This is a genomic window from Paraburkholderia sp. GAS448 (assembly GCF_050435685.1).
In the GTDB taxonomy this organism is placed as follows: domain Bacteria; phylum Pseudomonadota; class Gammaproteobacteria; order Burkholderiales; family Burkholderiaceae; genus Paraburkholderia.
In genome coordinates, this window is sequence record NZ_JBNDKT010000031.1 from 65,364 (window position 1) to 81,825 (window position 16,462).

The window sequence follows — 16,462 nt, forward strand, 5'->3', positions numbered from 1 at the left end:
CCGTTCACGGATGGTTGCGCGGACTGTGAATATGCGGCCTCGCGGACCCTAATACGACTTCGGCAACCCCAGCACCTTCTCTGCGATGAAACACAGGATCAACTGGGGGCTCACGGGTGCGAGCCTTGGAATCATACACTCCCGCAGGTAGCGTTCGACGTGGTATTCCTTCGCGTAGCCCATGCCGCCCAGCGTAGCCATCGCCGTCTGGCACGACTGGAACGCGGCCTCAGCCGCCAGGTACTTTGCCGCGTTCGCTTCAGCGCCGCACGGTTGGCCGGCGTCGTACCGTGTCGCCGCCTTCAGCACCATCAGGTTGGCCGCTTCGAGCTGCATCCAGGCCTGCGCGAGCGGATGCTGGATGCCCTGGTTCTGACCGATCGGCCGGCCGAACACGACACGCTCCTTCGCATACTGAGTCGCGCGCCGCAAGGCTGCCTGGCCGAGCCCGATCGCTTCCGCTGCGATCAGGATGCGCTCCGGGTTCAGCCCGTGCAGCAGGTAGCGAAAGCCCTCGCCCTCCTCACCGATACGGTCCGCCACTGGCACGCGCAGGTTGTCGATGAACAGCATGTTCGAATCGACCGCCTTACGGCCCATCTTGTCGATTTCGCGCACTTCGACGCGCGAGCGGTCAAGCTCTGTATAGAACAGGCTTAAGCCCTCCGTTGGTCTGGCGACCTGCTCCAGTGGCGTCGTGCGCGCGATGATCAGCATCCTGCTGGCGACCTGAGCGGTTGAAATCCAGATCTTGCGGCCGGTCAGGACGTAGTGATCGCCGTCGCGCACGGCCTGGGTTTTCAGGTGCGTGGTGTCGAGGCCGGCGTCGGGTTCCGTCACCGCAAAGCATGCCTTGTCGCGCCCTTCGATCAGGGGCGGCAGAAAACGCCGCTTCTGTTCGTCGCTGCCGAACACCTGCACGGGATTCAGACCGAAGATGTTCATATGCACTGCCGAGGCGCCCGACAGACCCGCGCCCGAGCCGCTGATCGTGCGCATCATCAGCGCGGCTTCGGTCATGCCAAGACCCGCGCCGCCATACTCCGGCGACATCGCGATACCGAGCCAGCCGGCATCCGCCAGCGTGCGGTGGAACGCGTGCGGGAAGCCACCTTCACGGTCGCGTTCGAGCCAGTATTCGTCGTCGAATTTTTCGCAGATCTTTTCGATGGCCGACTGGATCGATTGCTGGTCTTCGGTGAGGTCGAAATTCATGTGAGATGTCCTGTGTTGTCCCTGCGCCTGCACGCACTCAGAGCGGAAATACGCCGACCACTACCGAGGTCAACACCATCAGCACGGTAGCGGCGAAAAGAAACGGAATGGTGAACTTCTGGTGTTCAGCCAGTTCCACACCGGTCAACCCGACGATCAGGAACGTCGCGGGCGTGAGCGGACTGATCGGGAAGCCGGTCGTCATCTGCCCGAGCAGCGCGGCCTGCGCCATCTGTACCGGCGGTACGCCCAGCAGCTGTGCACTCTCAGCCAGCACGGGCAGGATGCCAAAGTAGAACGAATCGGGATCGAACAGCAGGCTGAGCGGCATCGACACAAGACCCAGCACGAACGGCATGTGGCGTGCATGCTCCACCGGCACGTGCTGGACGACGACCTGCGCCATCGCGGTCAGCATGCCGGTGCCGGACATGATGCCGGTGAATGCACCGGCCGCCAGCAGCACGCTCGCCATCATCAGGGCGGCCTTCGCATGGGCATCGATGCGTTCGCGCTGCTGCTGCACGTTCGGATAGTTGACGATGAGGGCGGCCACGGTGCCGATCATGAACATGACCATCGGATCGACGATGCCGGACACGAGTGTCGCCAGCACCACCAGCGTCAAGGCGCAGTTGATCCAGAAGCGGTCTGGACGGCGCAGCGCCTGCTCATCCGGTGTCAGCTCCCGCAGCGTGATTGTGGTCGCCGCAGCGCTTGCACGATCAAAGCCGAGGCGCTTTTCCTCGCGTTTGCCGAGCATGAACGCAGTGCCAAAGACAAAGCACAGACCGACGATCTGCACGGGAATCATCGGATAGAAAATCACGGTGCCGGGAATATGCAGCGCCGCCGACGCGCGCAGCATCGGCCCCACCCACGGCAGAAAATTCACGCCTGCGGCCATCGACGTCACGCAGGCGAGAATCCGCCGGTCGAGCCCGAGGCGGGTGTAAATTGGCATCATCGCGGGCAGTGTGACCAGGAACGTGACGGCGCCAGAGCCATCCAGGTGGATCAGCAGCGCTAGCAACGCCGAGCCCATGACGATGCGCGTCGGATTGCAACCCACCAGACGGAGCACGCCGTTGATGACCGGATCGAGCATGCCCGCGTCGGTCACAATCCCGAAGAACAGGATGGCGAACACAAACATGCCTGCAATCGGACCGATGTTCTGCACGCCATGCACGATGTACTTGCCGGTCGACAGCCCGAAGCCGGCGGCGAGCGCCGCCACGACCGGCACGAGAATCAGCGCGACCAGCGGCGACAGGCGTTTCGTGATGATCAGCCCGAACAGGGCGACGATAGCAACGGTTCCGGTCAGCGCAAGCATGGGGCGGCTCCCTGGCAGGTGAGCGGGAACGTCACGCGCGGCGGCAGCAGTGGATCAGCGAACGAAGCCGCACACGTCGCAGCCCCTCGTTTCGGCGTTGCCGGTGCCCGTGGGGATTCGCCCGAACCGGGTAGGTCAATGTTGCACATGTCTGTCTCCTGGGCGACTCGGGGTCGCGTGTTGCTGATCTGGTTCTTGACGACGCGTCAGGCAGGTGTGTCTTCAATGCCGCCCTGGCAACCGAATACCTGCTCCATGTGCTCGTTCAGTCCGGGCGGCCTGGTGCGGTACGTGGCAGGTGTACGGCTCAACTTGATCGGTGAGGCAATGCCACGATAGGTTCCGATCTGCACGCACATGCCGCGATGGGCGGTATGCGGATGATCAAGCGCCGCACCCAGCGCAAGCACCGGAGCACATGGAACGCCGTGGCGGATTAACGTGTCGGCGAGCTGTACCCCATCCCGACAGGCAAAGCGGCTTTCCAGCTCGGCACGTAGCTCGCGACGATTCGTGCTGCGCATCCTGTTGTCGGTGAAGCGCGGATCGCTCGCAAGATGGGGCGAGTCGATGACCGCGCACATGGCAGCGAACTGCGAGTTGTTGCCAACCGCGAGAAAGATGTCAGCGCCGCCGGTATGAAACAGGTCGTATGGCGTGATGTTGGGGTGCGCGTTGCCGGTACGTTGTGGTTCCTTACCCGAACAGAAGTAGTTTGGCGTGTGCGGATGAAGGATCGACAGCGCACTATCGAACAGCGTCGATTCGACGAACTGCCCGCGCCCGCTGATCTCCCGCTCACGCAACGCCATCAGGACGCCGAGTGCCGCGTTGAGTCCCGTTACCATGTCGACGACCGGCACACCCACGCGCAGCGGCGCTCCACCGGCTTCACCGTTGACGCTCATCAGTCCGCACAACGCCTGCACCGCCGCGTCGTAACCCGGCAGCGCACCCAACGGTCCGTCTGCGCCAAAGCCTGACACGCGACAATGCACCAACCGCGGAAAGCGCGCCTGTAATGCCTGTTCGTAGCCGATGCCCCAGCGCTCCAGCGTGCCGACCTTGAAATTCTCGATCAGTACGTCAGCCGTCTGAAGCAGCTGCAGCAGCTTTTCCCGTTCGCCAGTCTGTGTGAGGTCAAGCGTCACACCCAGCTTGTTGCGGTTGACGCCCTGGAAGTACGCTGCCGTGTCGCCGTCAAACGGCGGCCCCCAGGTGCGCGTTTCGTCGCCGGACGGTGGCTCGATCTTGATGACCTCAGCGCCGTGGTCGGCCAGGATCTGGGTGCAATAAGGTCCGCCCAGGACACGCGACAGGTCGACCACACGTAAGCCGCTCAATGATCCCGCTTTTGCGTACACATTCATTTCCTGTTTCATGCCTGCCCATTTTTAAATATGTAGTCCTGATCTATTATCAGACAGCGTGAACCCGCCTGACGGCCTGTTCCGGTTCCCCTTGCTGCCGGGAACCGGGCCCAAACACCGGCGAAGGCGGAGACGCCACGCACACCGGGGACCGCGCTGAACAGCAACAGGGGTGAAGTGTTGACGGCGTTGGTGCCCAGAAAGCGCGACACAACGCGATTTCTCTCCCGTGAACTTATATTCACACCCATGAATTACTCTGTCAAGGAACCGTTCTCCGTTCGGGCTAGGTATTTTCCCGGTATAGCGTTGCTTCGGTCACTGTGCCGGCGGGAGACTGCGCCCCGGTTATTTCACCCGTTCGATCCGGTAGACGCGTGCTTTCGCGAATGCCGGTGTAAGGAGATGCATGCCACAGGCTTAACAGGTACTCGCGGCCGGGGTTGCGTCGGGTCACGGTGGCGATGGCACGCAGTCAACTGCGGTGTGTCGTCGCGACTGAAGGCGGGCGTCCGAATCGTAGTCAATCTGCTGAGCAACCACGGCAAGCGGCTTGTTGCCAGTCACCAATTCGTGCGCCTGATCAACAACAGATATCGCCGTGGAGAAGGCGTCGCAAGCTGATCGTCTCTGGCGGCCGTGGACTACCCGTTCGGGTGGTGTGCGCCTCCTGTCGTTCTGCCATGCTGAATGTCATGCCGAATCCGCCCGTTGCCACGCTGCTACCTGCGAAGGCTCGGCGCGCAATGGGCGGTGTGAAGCACGAATGGGTCGTATCGCAAATGGCAGGAGGTTGAACATGGAAAATGCATCGTCTAGCGGAAATCCGTTGCTGGAACTGTCCGACAATCTGGCAGGAATCGTCGAGCGGGTCGGCCGGGGCGTCGTCGCGGTACACGGCCGGCATCGCATTCCGTCAAGTGGGGTAATCTGGCGCCAGGGCATTGTCGTCACGGCTGCGCACACGCTCAGGCGTGACGACGGAATCGAAGTCACGCTGACCGATGGCCGGACGGTCGCGGCAGTCCTCGTGGGCCGTGACACGGGCACCGACATCGCCGTGCTGAAACTGGACGGCGTGAACCTGGACCCAGTCGAGTCCGGTGATGCACGCTCGCTCAAGGCCGGCCATCTTGCGCTCGCGATCGCGCGGGCGGACGGATCCAGCATCAGCGCTGATTTTGGCGTGATCGGCGGCACGGGTGGTCCGTGGCGGACCTGGAGGGGCGGTCAACTCGACGCGCTCGTGCGGCTGGACGGCGGCCTGCATCCCGGTTTCTCCGGCGCGGCCCTTGCGGATGCGCGCGGGCAAGTCATGGGCATCTGCACATCGGCGCTTGCGCGTGGCTTCGGTATCGTGATCCCCGGGATGACTGTGGAGCGCGTGACCGAGGAACTGCTTGCCAAGGGGCACGTCTCAAGGGGCTATCTTGGCGTCGGCACGCAGCAGGTCAACCTGTCGGAGGCGTGGATCAGGAAGATGAACCCGTCATCCAGTCGTGGATTGCTGGTCAACTCGCTCGCGCCGGGCGGTCCTGCGGAACAGGCGGGCGTGCTCATCGGCGATGTGCTGATCGAACTGGACGGCAAGCCGTGCCGCGACATGGACGACCTGCACACCGCGCTTGGCTCGGGGAGCATCGGACAGCAGTTGAAGATCGCCTTGATCCGGGGCGGTGAGCGCAGCGAGTGTTCGGTCACCGTCGGTGAACGCCCGCAACGGAACGCGTGCCGATGAGGTCCGGGTAACAGTCAATTGTCGGATGAACAGATGGCGCAGACGGCACAGACGACACAGATGGGGCTGATCCGGGTCGCGGTCATTGCGGATTCGCCGCAGGTCCGCGCAAGCTTGCAGGCGCTTGTCGAGACCAGCCCCGCAATCGGGTTCGCGGGAAGCGCAGCCGGCGTCGATTTGCTCGCGGATCGCCTTGTCGGCTCCGTGCCCGATGTGATCGTCATCGACATGGAGCCGGAGACGAGCGACACGCTCAAGGCAGCACTTGACCTGGGGCACGCGCCGCCCGCGCTCGTCGTGTTGACCGACGACGCGGATAGCGACTGGATCGTCGCAGCCTTGGCGGGCGACGCGATGGCGATCCTGCATCGGGACGCGATGCCAGACGAAATCGTCGCGTCGATCAAAGCCGCCGCCGCGGGCCTTTGCGTACTGCCGCCGGAGACTCTCGAGAGGCTACTTGCCGAACGGAAGCCGCCGCGTCAGATGGCCTCCGGCATCCCCTTCGAAACGCTGACCTTACGCGAAATCGAAGTACTTGCGATGCTCGCCGAAGGACTCGGCAACAAGGACATCGCGCGGCAACTCGACATCTCGGACAACACGGTGAAATTCCACCTCTCCTCCATTTTCGGCAAGCTGGGCGCGACCAACCGCACTGAAGCGGTGATGCTCGGGATGCGGCACGGGTTCATCATGATGTAGCGTGTCGACGCAATCGTCGACTCAACGAACGTTGGACCGAATGATGGATTGTTCCGCGGAAGCCGGCCGGTCTGCCCGCTCCTGTCCGCCAGGCTCGAGGACACTCATGCCTGTTTCGGTATCGCGGTTGAGCATCGCTCGTGCCGTGTTCATATCGAGCGCCCCCTCCCACCGCGCGACCACGATGGTCGCAACCCCATTGCCAATCAGGTTCGTCACCGCACGCGCCTCATTGAGAAATCGGTCAACGCCCAGCAGCAGCACCAGCCCCGACACAGGGATTTTGTGCATCGAGGCCAGCGTCGCAGCGAGAGCCACGAACCCCGCCCCGGCCACACCTGCAGAGCCCTTGGACGTCAGCAGCAGCACGCCAAGCACGAGCAACTGATCCCAGATCGTCAACTGAATATTCATCGCCTGCGCAACGAACATGGAGGCCATCGTCAGGTAGATCGCGGTTCCATCGGCATTGAACGTATAGCCGGTAGGCAATACCATCCCGACGACCGGTCGCGAGCAGCCCAGCTTCTCCATCTTGATGAGCATCTGCGGCAGCACTGCTTCAGTCGACGCCGTGCCAAGCGTAATGAAGATTTCGTCCTTGATGTAGCGAAGGAACTTCCACAACGACAACCCGCACATTCGCATGACGAGCCCAAGAACCACAACCACGAAGAAGACGGAGGTCAGATAGAGGCAGAGCATCAACTGACCGAACGATGCCAGCGTGCCAATCCCATACCGGGCGACGGTGAATGCCATGCCGCCAAAGGCGCCGACAGGCGCAACATGCATCACGATGCGCACAATGCCGAACATGCGCTGAAGGAACATGTCGAGCATGTCTACGAGCGGCGCAGTACGGGGTCCGAGCCTCGCAAGGGAGATGGCGAGTAAAAGGGAAAAGAAAATGATCGGCAGGATCTCTCCATTCGCGAACGCGCCAACAATGCTGTTCGGGACGATGTTCAGGAAGAAATCGAGCATCCCGTGCTGTTGCGCCGCATGGGTGTAGCTCGCGATGCCCGAACTGTCGAGATGGGCGGGGTCGATGTTCATCCCGCTGCCGGGCCTGATGATGTTCACGACGACGAGGCCCACCACAAGTGCGATCGTCGATGCCACTTCGAAGTACAGGACCGCCTTCACGCCTACGCGACCCGCCTCGTGAAGGTCATTCATGCGGGCGATACCGACGACGACGGATGCGAAGATGATCGGGGCAAGCAGCATCCGGATCAGCTTGATGAACAGATCGCCGAGGGGTTTGAGCTGCGAACCGATGTCGGGATAGAAATGCCCGACAAGGACGCCCGCGACAATGCCGATCAATACCTGTACATAGAGCCTGGAAAGATATCTTCCGATCTTTGAAACCCGCATGTCTGTCTCCTATGCGTGGCGTCTTCCAATGGAATCAGGGCGAGCAGCAGCCGCGTCTGCCGCGGCCTTGAGTACGCCAGGATTTCGCCTGCGTTCGTTCTTGTTTTTGTGAACGCTGCGCCGACACTTCTGTGTCGGCGCTGTTGCCGGTTGATGGCTTAAGCGGACAGCTTTTTCATCTCGGCAAAGAGATCGGCTTTTCCTTCAAAGCCGATGCCGGGCAAGTCGGGCATGGTGATGTAACCCTTTTCGACCTTGACCCCGTCGGGGAAACCGCCGTACGGCTGGAACAGGTCCGGATAGGATTCGTTGCCGCCCAGCCCGAGGCCAGCCGCGATGTTCAACGACATCTGGTGACCGCCGTGCGGAATGCAGCGGCTCGGCGACCAGCCGTGTTGACGCAGCATGTCGAGCGTGCGCAGATACTCGACCAGTCCGTAGCTCAAGGCGCAGTCGAACTGCAACCAGTCGCGGTCAGGTCGCATGCCGCCGTAACGGATCAGGTTGCGGGCATCCTGCATCGAAAACAGATCTTCGCCGGTCGCCATCGGGTTGTCGTAGTAGTTGCGCAGCGTCGCCTGCAGTTCGAAGTCCAGCGGATCGCCCGGTTCCTCGTACCAGAACAGGTCGTACTGCGAGAGTGCCTTGGCGTACTGGACGGCCGTGTCGAGGTCGAACCGGCCGTTGGCATCGACGGCAAGCTTCTGGCCATCGCCGAGCACGCCCAGAATCGAGTCGATCCGGCGCAGGTCTTCATCGAGCGATGCGCCGCCGATTTTCTTCTTCACGACCGTATAACCACGGTCGATATAGCTGCGCATTTCGTCCTTGAGCTTTTCGTGGTCCTGGCCCGGATAGTAATAGCCGCCCGCGGCATACACGAAGATCTTGCGGTCGGGCTGACCATTGCCGTAACGGTCCGCCAGCAGCTGGAATAGCGGCTTGCCTTCGATCTTCGCCACGGCATCCCACACGGCCATGTCGATCGTCCCGATGGCGACCGAGCGCTCGCCGTGACCGCCAGGCTTCTCGTTGGTGAACATCGTCGCCCAGATCCTGTGGGGATCGAGGTTGTCGCCGGCATCGTTGACGAGCGTGGCCGGATCGGCTTCGAGCAGGCGCGGAATGAAACGCTCGCGCATCAGCTTGCCCTGGCCGTAGCGGCCGTTGGAGTTAAAGCCGTAGCCGACCACCGGCTTGCCGTCCCGAATGACATCGGTCACAACGGCGACGAGACTCAGCGTCATTTTGCTGAAGTCGATATAGGCATTGCGGATCGGGGAGCTGATCGGAACGGTCTTTTCGCGGATTTCAACGATTCTCATGGTGTCTCCTTGGGGCATCGCACGTTGTCGATGCAACGGGCTGCAGGAGTCACCAGGGTATTCGCCAAAAGCGGCGTTATGATTCACGAAGAATCACTTCTTTATTAACTTTCGGTGAAAACTGACATTGCCTCCCACCTCGAGTTTTTCGTCCTGCTGGCGCGACATGGGAACCTGTCAGCGGCCGCGCGAGCGCTCGATCTGACGCCGCCCGCCGCGACCAGGCGGCTGGCTCAGCTGGAGGCGCGGCTCGGCGTGCGACTGGTGAACAGAACGACACGCAGGATCAGCCTGACCAGTGAAGGCGAGACCTACCTGCACTACGCGACACGGATCCTGGCCGAGGTTCGGGAGATGGAGGATGCCGTATCGTCCAGTCGCTCAGTGCCGAGGGGGCTGCTGCGCGTGAATGCTACGTTGGGGTTCGGGCGTACCACCATCGCACCGCTCGTCTCCGAGTTTGCAAAGCGTTATCCGCATGTCGAGGTGCAACTCGATGTCACGGACCGGCCGATCGATCTTGTCGAAAGCGGTGTTGATCTGGCGATCCGCTTTGGTTCGCTGCCCGACAAGCGGCTCAACGCCCGGCGCGTCATGTCGAATCGACGGTTCCTGTGCGCATCGCCACGATATCTGGAACGGCATGGCACGCCTGCCACGCTCGCCGACCTCGCCGATCACCACTGCATCATCCACCGTCAGAACAATGACGCATATGGAATCTGGCGTCTGATACACAACGGTCACAGCGAAGCCGTCAAGGTCCACGGCACGCTGTCAAGCAATGACGGAGATATTGTCCTCGGGTGGGCGCTCGACGGTCACGGCATCCTGGTTCGCTCGGAATGGGATCTGGCGAAGTATCTGGAGAGCGGAAGACTACGAATTGTTCTTCCGGAGTTCGTCCAGCCATCGGCGGACCTGTACGTCTACTACCCGAACAAGCGGAATCAGTCTGCACGCGCAAGAGCCTTCATCGATTTTCTTGTCGAACGTTTCAGGAGCAACGCTGCGCCTGTTCCGTCCTCCGTTTCAATGTAGGCACAAGATCGTTAAAAAGCCGTCTACTCGTCTGCGCTGATCCCCTCGTGGACCGTCAAACCGGTCTGATGCGCGGCACTACCCGTCGCGCGCCCCAGTGTCGAAGTTGCCTGGCGGCCGCCCAGGAGAATGCGCTCATCCACAGTCTGGAGACGGGTATGTCCACAAAATGCCATCGTGGTATCCAGTTCCTTTTGAATGATCTCCAGGCATCGGGTCACGCCCTCTTCGCCCATGGCGCCCAGGCCGTACAGGAAGCTGCGACCAATGAGCGTTCCCCTGGCGCCAAGCGCGACGGCTTTCAGGACGTCCTGTCCGCTGCGAATGCCTCCATCCATCCACACTTCGATCCGCGACCCGGCCTCCCTGACGATGTCCGGAAGCGCCGAGATCGAGGACGGCGCGCCGTCAAGCTGGCGTCCGCCATGGTTGGAAACGATCAGCGCGTCGGCTCCGCTGTCCGCTGCAAGTCGCGCATCTTCGGGATCCATGATTCCCTTGAGGATCAACTTGCCGCCCCACAGCTTTTTCACCCACTCCACGTCTGCCCAGCTAAGTGCGGGATCAAACTGCTCTGCAGTCCATGAACTCAGCGATGAGAGGTCGCTGACACCCTTCGCGTGACCGACGATATTTCCAAAACTGTGCCGCCTGGTTCCGAGCATGCCGAGGCACCAGCGAGGTTTGCCCGCCAGATTGATCAGGTTCGCAATGGTGGGCCTGGGTGGCGCCGACAGTCCGTTTTTAATGTCCTTGTGGCGCTGCCCAAGGATCTGCAAATCGAGCGTGAGCATCAACGCACTGCATTGTGCGGCGCGCGCCCGCTCGATCAGCCTCACGACAAAATCGCGGTCGCGCATCATATAAACCTGAAACCAGAACGGCTTCGTGGTGCTGGCGGCAATGTCTTCGATCGAGCAGATGCTCATCGTCGACAACGTGAAAGGCACTCCGAACTTCTCCGCGGCTCGCGCCGCAAGGATCTCGCCGTCAGCGTGTTGCATGCCGGTGAGTCCGGTCGGGGCGAGCGCGACCGGCATCGCCACGTCCTGCCCGATCATTTGCGCACGCGTGCTGCGGTTCTCCATGTTAACCGCCACTCGCTGGCGAAGCTTGATGTGCTGAAAATCGGCTTCGTTCGCGCGATAGGTGCTTTCGGTCCACGACCCGCTATCGGCATAGTCATAGAACATGCGGGGCACGCGCTGCTTGGCGAGGATACGCAGATCTTCGATGCAAGTGATGATTGGCATGACTTCTATCAACGCGGCGGTGAACCGCGATGTCTCCTGGTCGAGCGATGGTCGCAAGCCGCTGAACCTCCGGCCGGCGTCACGCTAGTCTTTGTCTTTGTGGTACCGAATTTGAACCGCACCCGGGCGCCGCAATCAGATTATGCACCGCCACAGCAAGACCAGGAAATGCAGCGGTCGACAAGGCACCGCTACTGCGTACCAAACCACCGGTCGTAGATCCGCTGATAGGTACCATCTTCGCGCATCGAAAGCAGCGCGCCATCCACCCGCCTGCGCAGCGGACTATCGACGGGAAACACAAATCCCACGTCGTTCGGGTTGAACTCCGGGCCGACCATCTTCACTCGATCCTTGCCCGCGTGCGTCGCATAGTAGTCGAGGGCCGCCGAGCCCTCCACGACCGCATCCGCATCACCGTCGAGCAGCGCCTGGAACACATTGCGGTTCTGCGCAAACTCGCGGACCACTACGCCGTGCTGCTCCAGGTACGCGACTGCCGAGCTTCCCGTGAGCGTCGCAACCTGCTTGTCCGGCAGGTCGTTCGGCCCGTTGATCGCACCGCGAATGTGCTGGACCGTCAGCGTTGTCGTGAGTTGCGCGGTGTAGGACGCGATGAAGATGATGCCGACGAACATCCAGAGCACTGCAAGCGCACGGGCGAGCCAGTGGCGCGGAGCCTGATCGCCCTGCGACATCAGGGTAGTCGCCGCCCAGTACATCGCGCGAAAGACGCCTGGAAAATAGGGCTCACGCGCGGTCGCGTCGGTCGTCTGCAGACGCTCCGCCCGCAGCGACTGGAACAGCGCCTTCACGTCGGGAGTCTTCTGATAGATGCTTTGCAGACGAAGCCGAGCCGCGATCTCGTTCCACAATTCGACGCTGAAGCCGCCCAGCCTGCCGTCCTCTTCGATCACGAAGGGCGCGAGCACGAACGTAGTCACCCGCACCGTCGGCGACACGCCCTGCGCGAATGCCGGCGAGTGCGCGCACGTCATCGCCAGCAGCAGCGGCACAAGCAGTCGGCGGATCGCGGCCAGCACTTCAGATCCGGAAATCGGACGCCATATCCTCATCGCTTCTATCCAGCACTCTGCCCGACCGGCTTTGGGGGCATCGGACCGAAGAACATCGCCATGAGCTTGTCGCGGCCGACCACGCGGGCCAATTCCTCGACCACGCAGTAAATGGCGATCAGCGTCACCAACAGGATCTGGATCGCCCCGAAATGCGCCCAGTTGAGATCGGCGAGCAGCTTGTGGTGGGCGGCAGCCAGGCTGGGCGCCACCTTCCAGTATTCGTAGAGGTGCTCCAGGAAGTGCACGATCAACGCCACCAGGGTGTACATCACCGTCTTCCAGCCGACATTCCATATCAGCGGCTTCTCGGGAAAACGGTTGATGAACGGCAGCATGTTGGCGATCAGCACCGATTTGCCGAGAATCAGGGCGGCGATGGTAACGGAGGCCGACGTCGGCAATGTGATCTCGTAGCCCCGGCTGATCAGCGCTCGCATGATGGCGACGATGTGGAGGATGACAAAGAAGTAGGTCGTCGGCGGTAGCATCTCCATGAATTCATGCCTGATCGTGGAGGTCAGCTTACTCATGTTCCTCTCCTGACGGGGTTGATCAACCGCTGTAAGGCCGACGTTCATGATAGCCACGATATACGCATATCTGGGGGAAAGGCTAGAGGCGGCAACCGTCTGACTGCAGGCCGGTATCAGAACTTCTCGTCGCCGTCTCCAGCACGAAGAGCGCATTCAGTTCTCCGCCCAGATCCTCCTTGCCTCGTACGCCCCATCATCAAATCTCGCGTTTGAATGGCGCAATGATCACCGAGGGTCGATCTGTAGGACAATACATGCCGACAGGCCTCGACGCGCGCAGCGCGCTTTCGCCGGGACAGCGTCACCGAGGTCCGCAGCGAACTCGGTGACGTATCGCTCAAAGCCGGATACACAGCGGGCCGTTGGCCATGCCCGATGCACTGAGACAACCGCACACCAATCGAACGGGTCAGAATGGACAGCTTGCTTATCGGGCCGGCGACACGCAAACAGGTCGTTTTTGCAGGTGCCTGTGCGATGCTCGTTCTGCTCACGTTGGCGATCGCCGCGCCGCGCGCGCAACAGACGTTACCGGCCATCACGCCGTTCATGCCGATGTCCGCACTCACGGTGTTCACCACGTCGGGGATCGCCGCCTTCCTCCTCAGCGCCCGCTTTACCGCAACGCAACAACCGATGCTCGGCGCGCTCGGCGGCGCGTACGCATTCACAGCGATTACCGTCGCTTTGCAGCTGCTGATGTTCCCCGGCGTGTTCACGCACACGGGCCTGTTCGGCGCCGGCCCTTATAGTGCGGCCTGGATGTGGGTGTTCTGGCACGCGGGATTTCCGTTGCTCGTCATTCTGGCGGCGCTGATCCGCGACCGCTTCCCGAACAGGCCGATCGACCTGCCTCATGGCGATTTGTGGAGATGGGCGTTGATCGCTGTTCCAGTCGCGCTGGCCGCTGCGCTAGGCGTACTCGCCATTCATGCAAATCTGTCGGAACCGTTTCATATGGCGGCCGAGACGGACGTGCTGTCAGGCAGGCGAACCGTACTCGTCATCTGCTCGCTGAACGTCGTCGCGATCGTCGTCGTGCTGTTCAAAGGGCGACTGCGGACCGTGCTCGATCTGTGGGTCGCCATCGCCGTACTGGCGTCCTTCGTCGACGCCAGCCTGAATATGCTGAGCATGGTCCCGTTCACCGTCGGCTGGTACGTCGCACGGATTTTCAGCATGCTTGCTCCGGGTGTGCTGGTGTGCGTCCTGGTATGGGAAGTGACCGTGCTCTACGGTCAGTTGTCCGAGGCGCATGCGACTCTGCTGCAGTCGTCGACCCACGACGCGCTAACACTCGTTTATAACCGCAGCTACTTTAACGACCGGTTTCCCAGGGAATTCGACCGTTCGGCGCGCAACGGTCAGCCGCTGTCGCTCATCATGGTCGATGTCGACAATTTCAAACATTACAACGATGCCTTTGGCCATCTTCGCGGCGATGCCTGCCTGAGCGCCATTGCCAGCGCGCTGGCAGGAACAGCGCGTCGGCCAGGCGATTTCGTCGCCCGTTACGGCGGTGAAGAATTCGCACTGGTGTTGCCCGATACGGGAGCGGATGAAGCATCGGATATTGCCGAGCAGGCACGGCTCGCAATCATGCATCTGGGTTTGACCGCGCCGGTGCCCGCGGGTCAGATCACCGTCAGCGCCGGGTGCGCGACGAGGCAGCGAAACATGCCGGCCACTCCCAGCGGCCTCGTTCAGGCGGCGGACGCCGCGCTCTACGACGCAAAGCGGGCGGGGCGGAATCGGGTCGAGTCCGTCACGCCGGCACGGTAATGCGCGATGGCTTTTGTGCGCGAGGCTCCTTCAAGGAACATCATTCGACGTTCAGGCAGTCGAGCCGCCCATGTTGCCTGTTACGAATGCCTGACACGCCTTTCAAATTAAAGCGCTGACCAGCCCGACGCTAAAGGGCGACATTCTCCGCTCCAAATTTTCTTTGCCCCGCTCGTTTACTGGTACGACGTCACGATGCGCAATCAGGCGCGCACTTTGACTCCTGTGTTCAAGCCAACCGGCCAGATCCGCCGATCATGAGAGGGTAGAGACCATGAGCAATCTCTCTCCCGGCACGTCGTGCAACCTGCCGCCGACCAGCGGGAATCCCGTGAACGTGCCACCGCCAGCACCCGTTGCCTCGAGTCAACCAGCACATGGCGAATGGACCGTGACCCTGTCGCTCGGCATCCTGCTTGCGTTTCAGTGCCTCGGGGAAGCCATTTCGCGTGTTGCCAGAGTGCCGATTCCAGGCCCTGTTATAGGCATGGTTCTGTTTCTGCTTCTTCTATCAGCAGCACCTTCCCTGACTGAACAGGTGGAGTATGTTTCGCGCGGCTTGCTGAACCATCTCTCGCTCCTCTTCGTACCGGCCGGCGTCGGTGTGATGGTGCTTGCAAACGTAATGAAAGCCCAGTTGCTGGCCATTGCCATCGCGCTCGTTGTCAGCACCATTCTGTCGATGGCGGTTGCGGCTTTGGTAAGCGCTGCATTGATGGCCCGGCTCGAACAAAAAAAAGCCCGCGCGGAAGCGGCGAAGATCCATACAGCGTAGGGCTGCCAGTCTCAGCAGGCAAACATGGAGGCTGCCATGAAAATCGGCGCAACAACTGGGCTTACGGACGTATTCGTCGGCGCATCTCCGTTGCCTGCGCTCACCGCTACGCTTGGCGTGTATATCCTCGCATGCTGGATCCACAGACGATCGAAGCGAAGCCCTCTCACCAATCCGGTCGCGATCTCGATCGCAATGCTCATCGCGCTTTTGAAACTATCCGGTACGCCGTACAGCACTTATTTCGACGGAGCGCGGTTCATCCACTTTCTGTTGGGTCCGGCCATCATCGCGCTTGCTGTCCCTTTGCACAGGCAGATGCCAAAACTCCGTGGCGCCCTGGTTCCGTTGCTTGGGGGTCTTGTCGCGGGATCGGCCACTGCCGTCGTGTCCGCCGTAGCGATCGCCATGCTGCTCGGCTCTCCCGCCGTTACAGTCGCATCGATTGCGCCCAAGTCAGTCACTGCCGCCATTGCCATGTTGATCTCCGCCAGGATAGGCGGCATACCCTCTCTGACTGCAGCCATGGTGATCGCCACCGGTATTTCAGGTGCCGTTCTCGGTAGCTCTGTCTTGCGTTCTCTCAGGATCCGGCGCGACGATGTGCGCGGATTCGCGATAGGGGTCGCAGCCCATGGCATCGGTACAGCGCGCGCCTTTCAGATAAGCGAGGAGGCAGGTGCGTTCGCAGGGCTGGGTATGGCAATGAACGGCATCCTGACCGCATTTGTCTTGCCGATCTGCTTTCGCGCGTGCATGGCATGGGTATCGTCAAGATGAACCGGTTTGCCTGCCTGACTGACAGGGTTCCGACAGGCAGGTCCGGCACCCGACGAGAGTTCAGGCGTAAGCAGTTGAGACTATAGCGCCGGAGCGTACCGGAACTGAGCGCCCCCCGCGCGGCTCGCATGACGATGTAGACAA

At 61.5% G+C, this 16,462-nt stretch carries 14 protein-coding genes; 6 read left to right on the plus strand and 8 right to left on the minus strand.

The annotated features are described in order from the left end of the window. Positions 1-48 precede the first annotated feature (48 nt). The 3 genes from P3T23_RS36305 to P3T23_RS36315 all read right to left on the minus strand — a co-directional run bounded on the left by P3T23_RS36305 (position 49) and on the right by P3T23_RS36315 (position 3,924). Positions 49-1,215, minus strand: coding sequence for an acyl-CoA dehydrogenase family protein (locus tag P3T23_RS36305; protein ID WP_429320886.1), 1,167 nt, complete (start codon positions 1,213-1,215; stop codon positions 49-51). Between the two features lie 37 nt (positions 1,216-1,252). Further along, on the minus strand, positions 1,253-2,554 hold the full coding sequence (locus tag P3T23_RS36310) for a CitMHS family transporter (protein WP_429320887.1): 1,302 nt from the start codon (positions 2,552-2,554) through the stop codon (positions 1,253-1,255). Between the two features lie 206 nt (positions 2,555-2,760). Continuing rightward, positions 2,761-3,924 (minus strand): CaiB/BaiF CoA transferase family protein, encoded by a 1,164-nt coding sequence (locus tag P3T23_RS36315; RefSeq protein ID WP_429320888.1) that lies wholly within the window; start codon positions 3,922-3,924, stop codon positions 2,761-2,763. An 832-nt stretch (positions 3,925-4,756) separates the two neighbouring features. On the opposite strand from P3T23_RS36315, the gene P3T23_RS36320 reads away from it, so the two are divergent. Together P3T23_RS36320 and P3T23_RS36325 are read left to right on the plus strand one after the other, a co-directional pair. Continuing rightward, complete coding sequence (locus tag P3T23_RS36320) at positions 4,757-5,662, plus strand: S1C family serine protease (protein WP_429320913.1); 906 nt, start codon at positions 4,757-4,759, stop codon at positions 5,660-5,662. Positions 5,663-5,695: 33 nt separating this feature from the next. Continuing rightward, on the plus strand, positions 5,696-6,367 hold the full coding sequence (locus P3T23_RS36325) for a LuxR C-terminal-related transcriptional regulator (protein WP_429320889.1): 672 nt from the start codon (positions 5,696-5,698) through the stop codon (positions 6,365-6,367). A 21-nt stretch (positions 6,368-6,388) separates the two neighbouring features. On the opposite strand, the gene dctA is transcribed toward P3T23_RS36325, so the two are convergent. Beyond that, complete coding sequence (dctA, locus tag P3T23_RS36330; protein WP_429320890.1) at positions 6,389-7,750, minus strand: C4-dicarboxylate transporter DctA; 1,362 nt, start codon at positions 7,748-7,750, stop codon at positions 6,389-6,391. A gap of 158 nt (positions 7,751-7,908) precedes the next feature. After that, positions 7,909-9,075 (minus strand): mandelate racemase/muconate lactonizing enzyme family protein, encoded by a 1,167-nt coding sequence (locus P3T23_RS36335; protein ID WP_429320891.1) that lies wholly within the window; start codon positions 9,073-9,075, stop codon positions 7,909-7,911. 114 nt (positions 9,076-9,189) lie between these two features. On the opposite strand from P3T23_RS36335, the gene P3T23_RS36340 reads away from it, so the two are divergent. Further along, complete coding sequence (locus P3T23_RS36340; RefSeq protein WP_429320892.1) at positions 9,190-10,116, plus strand: LysR family transcriptional regulator; 927 nt, start codon at positions 9,190-9,192, stop codon at positions 10,114-10,116. 23 nt (positions 10,117-10,139) lie between these two features. Here P3T23_RS36340 and P3T23_RS36345 read toward each other — a convergent pair whose 3' ends face one another. The 3 genes from P3T23_RS36345 to P3T23_RS36355 form a co-directional block, all read right to left on the minus strand. Further along, the gene (locus P3T23_RS36345) at positions 10,140-11,369 is read right to left on the minus strand and encodes an alpha-hydroxy acid oxidase (RefSeq protein ID WP_429320893.1); all 1,230 of its coding nucleotides are present in this window, start codon (positions 11,367-11,369) and stop codon (positions 10,140-10,142) included. Between the two features lie 191 nt (positions 11,370-11,560). Continuing rightward, positions 11,561-12,445, minus strand: a complete 885-nt coding sequence (locus P3T23_RS36350; protein ID WP_429320894.1) for a transporter substrate-binding domain-containing protein — start codon at positions 12,443-12,445, stop codon at positions 11,561-11,563. A gap of 5 nt (positions 12,446-12,450) precedes the next feature. Then, positions 12,451-12,978, minus strand: a complete 528-nt coding sequence (locus tag P3T23_RS36355; protein ID WP_429320895.1) for a hypothetical protein — start codon at positions 12,976-12,978, stop codon at positions 12,451-12,453. Between the two features lie 417 nt (positions 12,979-13,395). Here P3T23_RS36355 and P3T23_RS36360 point away from each other — a divergent pair, with 417 nt between their 5' ends. The 3 genes from P3T23_RS36360 (at position 13,396) to P3T23_RS36370 (ending at position 16,318) form a co-directional block, all read left to right on the plus strand. Continuing rightward, positions 13,396-14,763 carry a sensor domain-containing diguanylate cyclase gene (locus tag P3T23_RS36360; protein WP_429320896.1) on the plus strand — a complete coding sequence of 456 codons (1,368 nt, stop codon included), beginning with the start codon at positions 13,396-13,398 and terminating at the stop codon, positions 14,761-14,763. 391 nt (positions 14,764-15,154) lie between these two features. Then, complete coding sequence (locus P3T23_RS36365; protein WP_429320897.1) at positions 15,155-15,538, plus strand: CidA/LrgA family protein; 384 nt, start codon at positions 15,155-15,157, stop codon at positions 15,536-15,538. A 24-nt stretch (positions 15,539-15,562) separates the two neighbouring features. Next, positions 15,563-16,318 carry an LrgB family protein gene (locus tag P3T23_RS36370; protein WP_429320898.1) on the plus strand — a complete coding sequence of 252 codons (756 nt, stop codon included), beginning with the start codon at positions 15,563-15,565 and terminating at the stop codon, positions 16,316-16,318. Positions 16,319-16,462: the final 144 nt, after the last annotated feature.

What these genes read in the sequence shown, in the direction of transcription:
- P3T23_RS36305 (WP_429320886.1), bottom strand. Translation starts at nt 1,215, where the DNA reads ATGAATTTCGACCTCACCGAAGACCAGCAATCGATCCAGTCGGCCATC.
- P3T23_RS36310 (WP_429320887.1), bottom strand. Translation starts at nt 2,554, where the DNA reads ATGCTTGCGCTGACCGGAACCGTTGCTATCGTCGCCCTGTTCGGGCTG.
- P3T23_RS36315 (WP_429320888.1), bottom strand. Translation starts at nt 3,924, where the DNA reads ATGAATGTGTACGCAAAAGCGGGATCATTGAGCGGCTTACGTGTGGTC.
- P3T23_RS36325 (WP_429320889.1), top strand. Translation starts at nt 5,696, where the DNA reads ATGGCGCAGACGGCACAGACGACACAGATGGGGCTGATCCGGGTCGCG.
- dctA (WP_429320890.1), bottom strand. Translation starts at nt 7,750, where the DNA reads ATGCGGGTTTCAAAGATCGGAAGATATCTTTCCAGGCTCTATGTACAG.
- P3T23_RS36335 (WP_429320891.1), bottom strand. Translation starts at nt 9,075, where the DNA reads ATGAGAATCGTTGAAATCCGCGAAAAGACCGTTCCGATCAGCTCCCCG.
- P3T23_RS36345 (WP_429320893.1), bottom strand. Translation starts at nt 11,369, where the DNA reads ATGCCAATCATCACTTGCATCGAAGATCTGCGTATCCTCGCCAAGCAG.
- P3T23_RS36350 (WP_429320894.1), bottom strand. Translation starts at nt 12,445, where the DNA reads ATGAGGATATGGCGTCCGATTTCCGGATCTGAAGTGCTGGCCGCGATC.
- P3T23_RS36355 (WP_429320895.1), bottom strand. Translation starts at nt 12,978, where the DNA reads ATGAGTAAGCTGACCTCCACGATCAGGCATGAATTCATGGAGATGCTA.
- P3T23_RS36360 (WP_429320896.1), top strand. Translation starts at nt 13,396, where the DNA reads ATGGACAGCTTGCTTATCGGGCCGGCGACACGCAAACAGGTCGTTTTT.
- P3T23_RS36370 (WP_429320898.1), top strand. Translation starts at nt 15,563, where the DNA reads ATGGAGGCTGCCATGAAAATCGGCGCAACAACTGGGCTTACGGACGTA.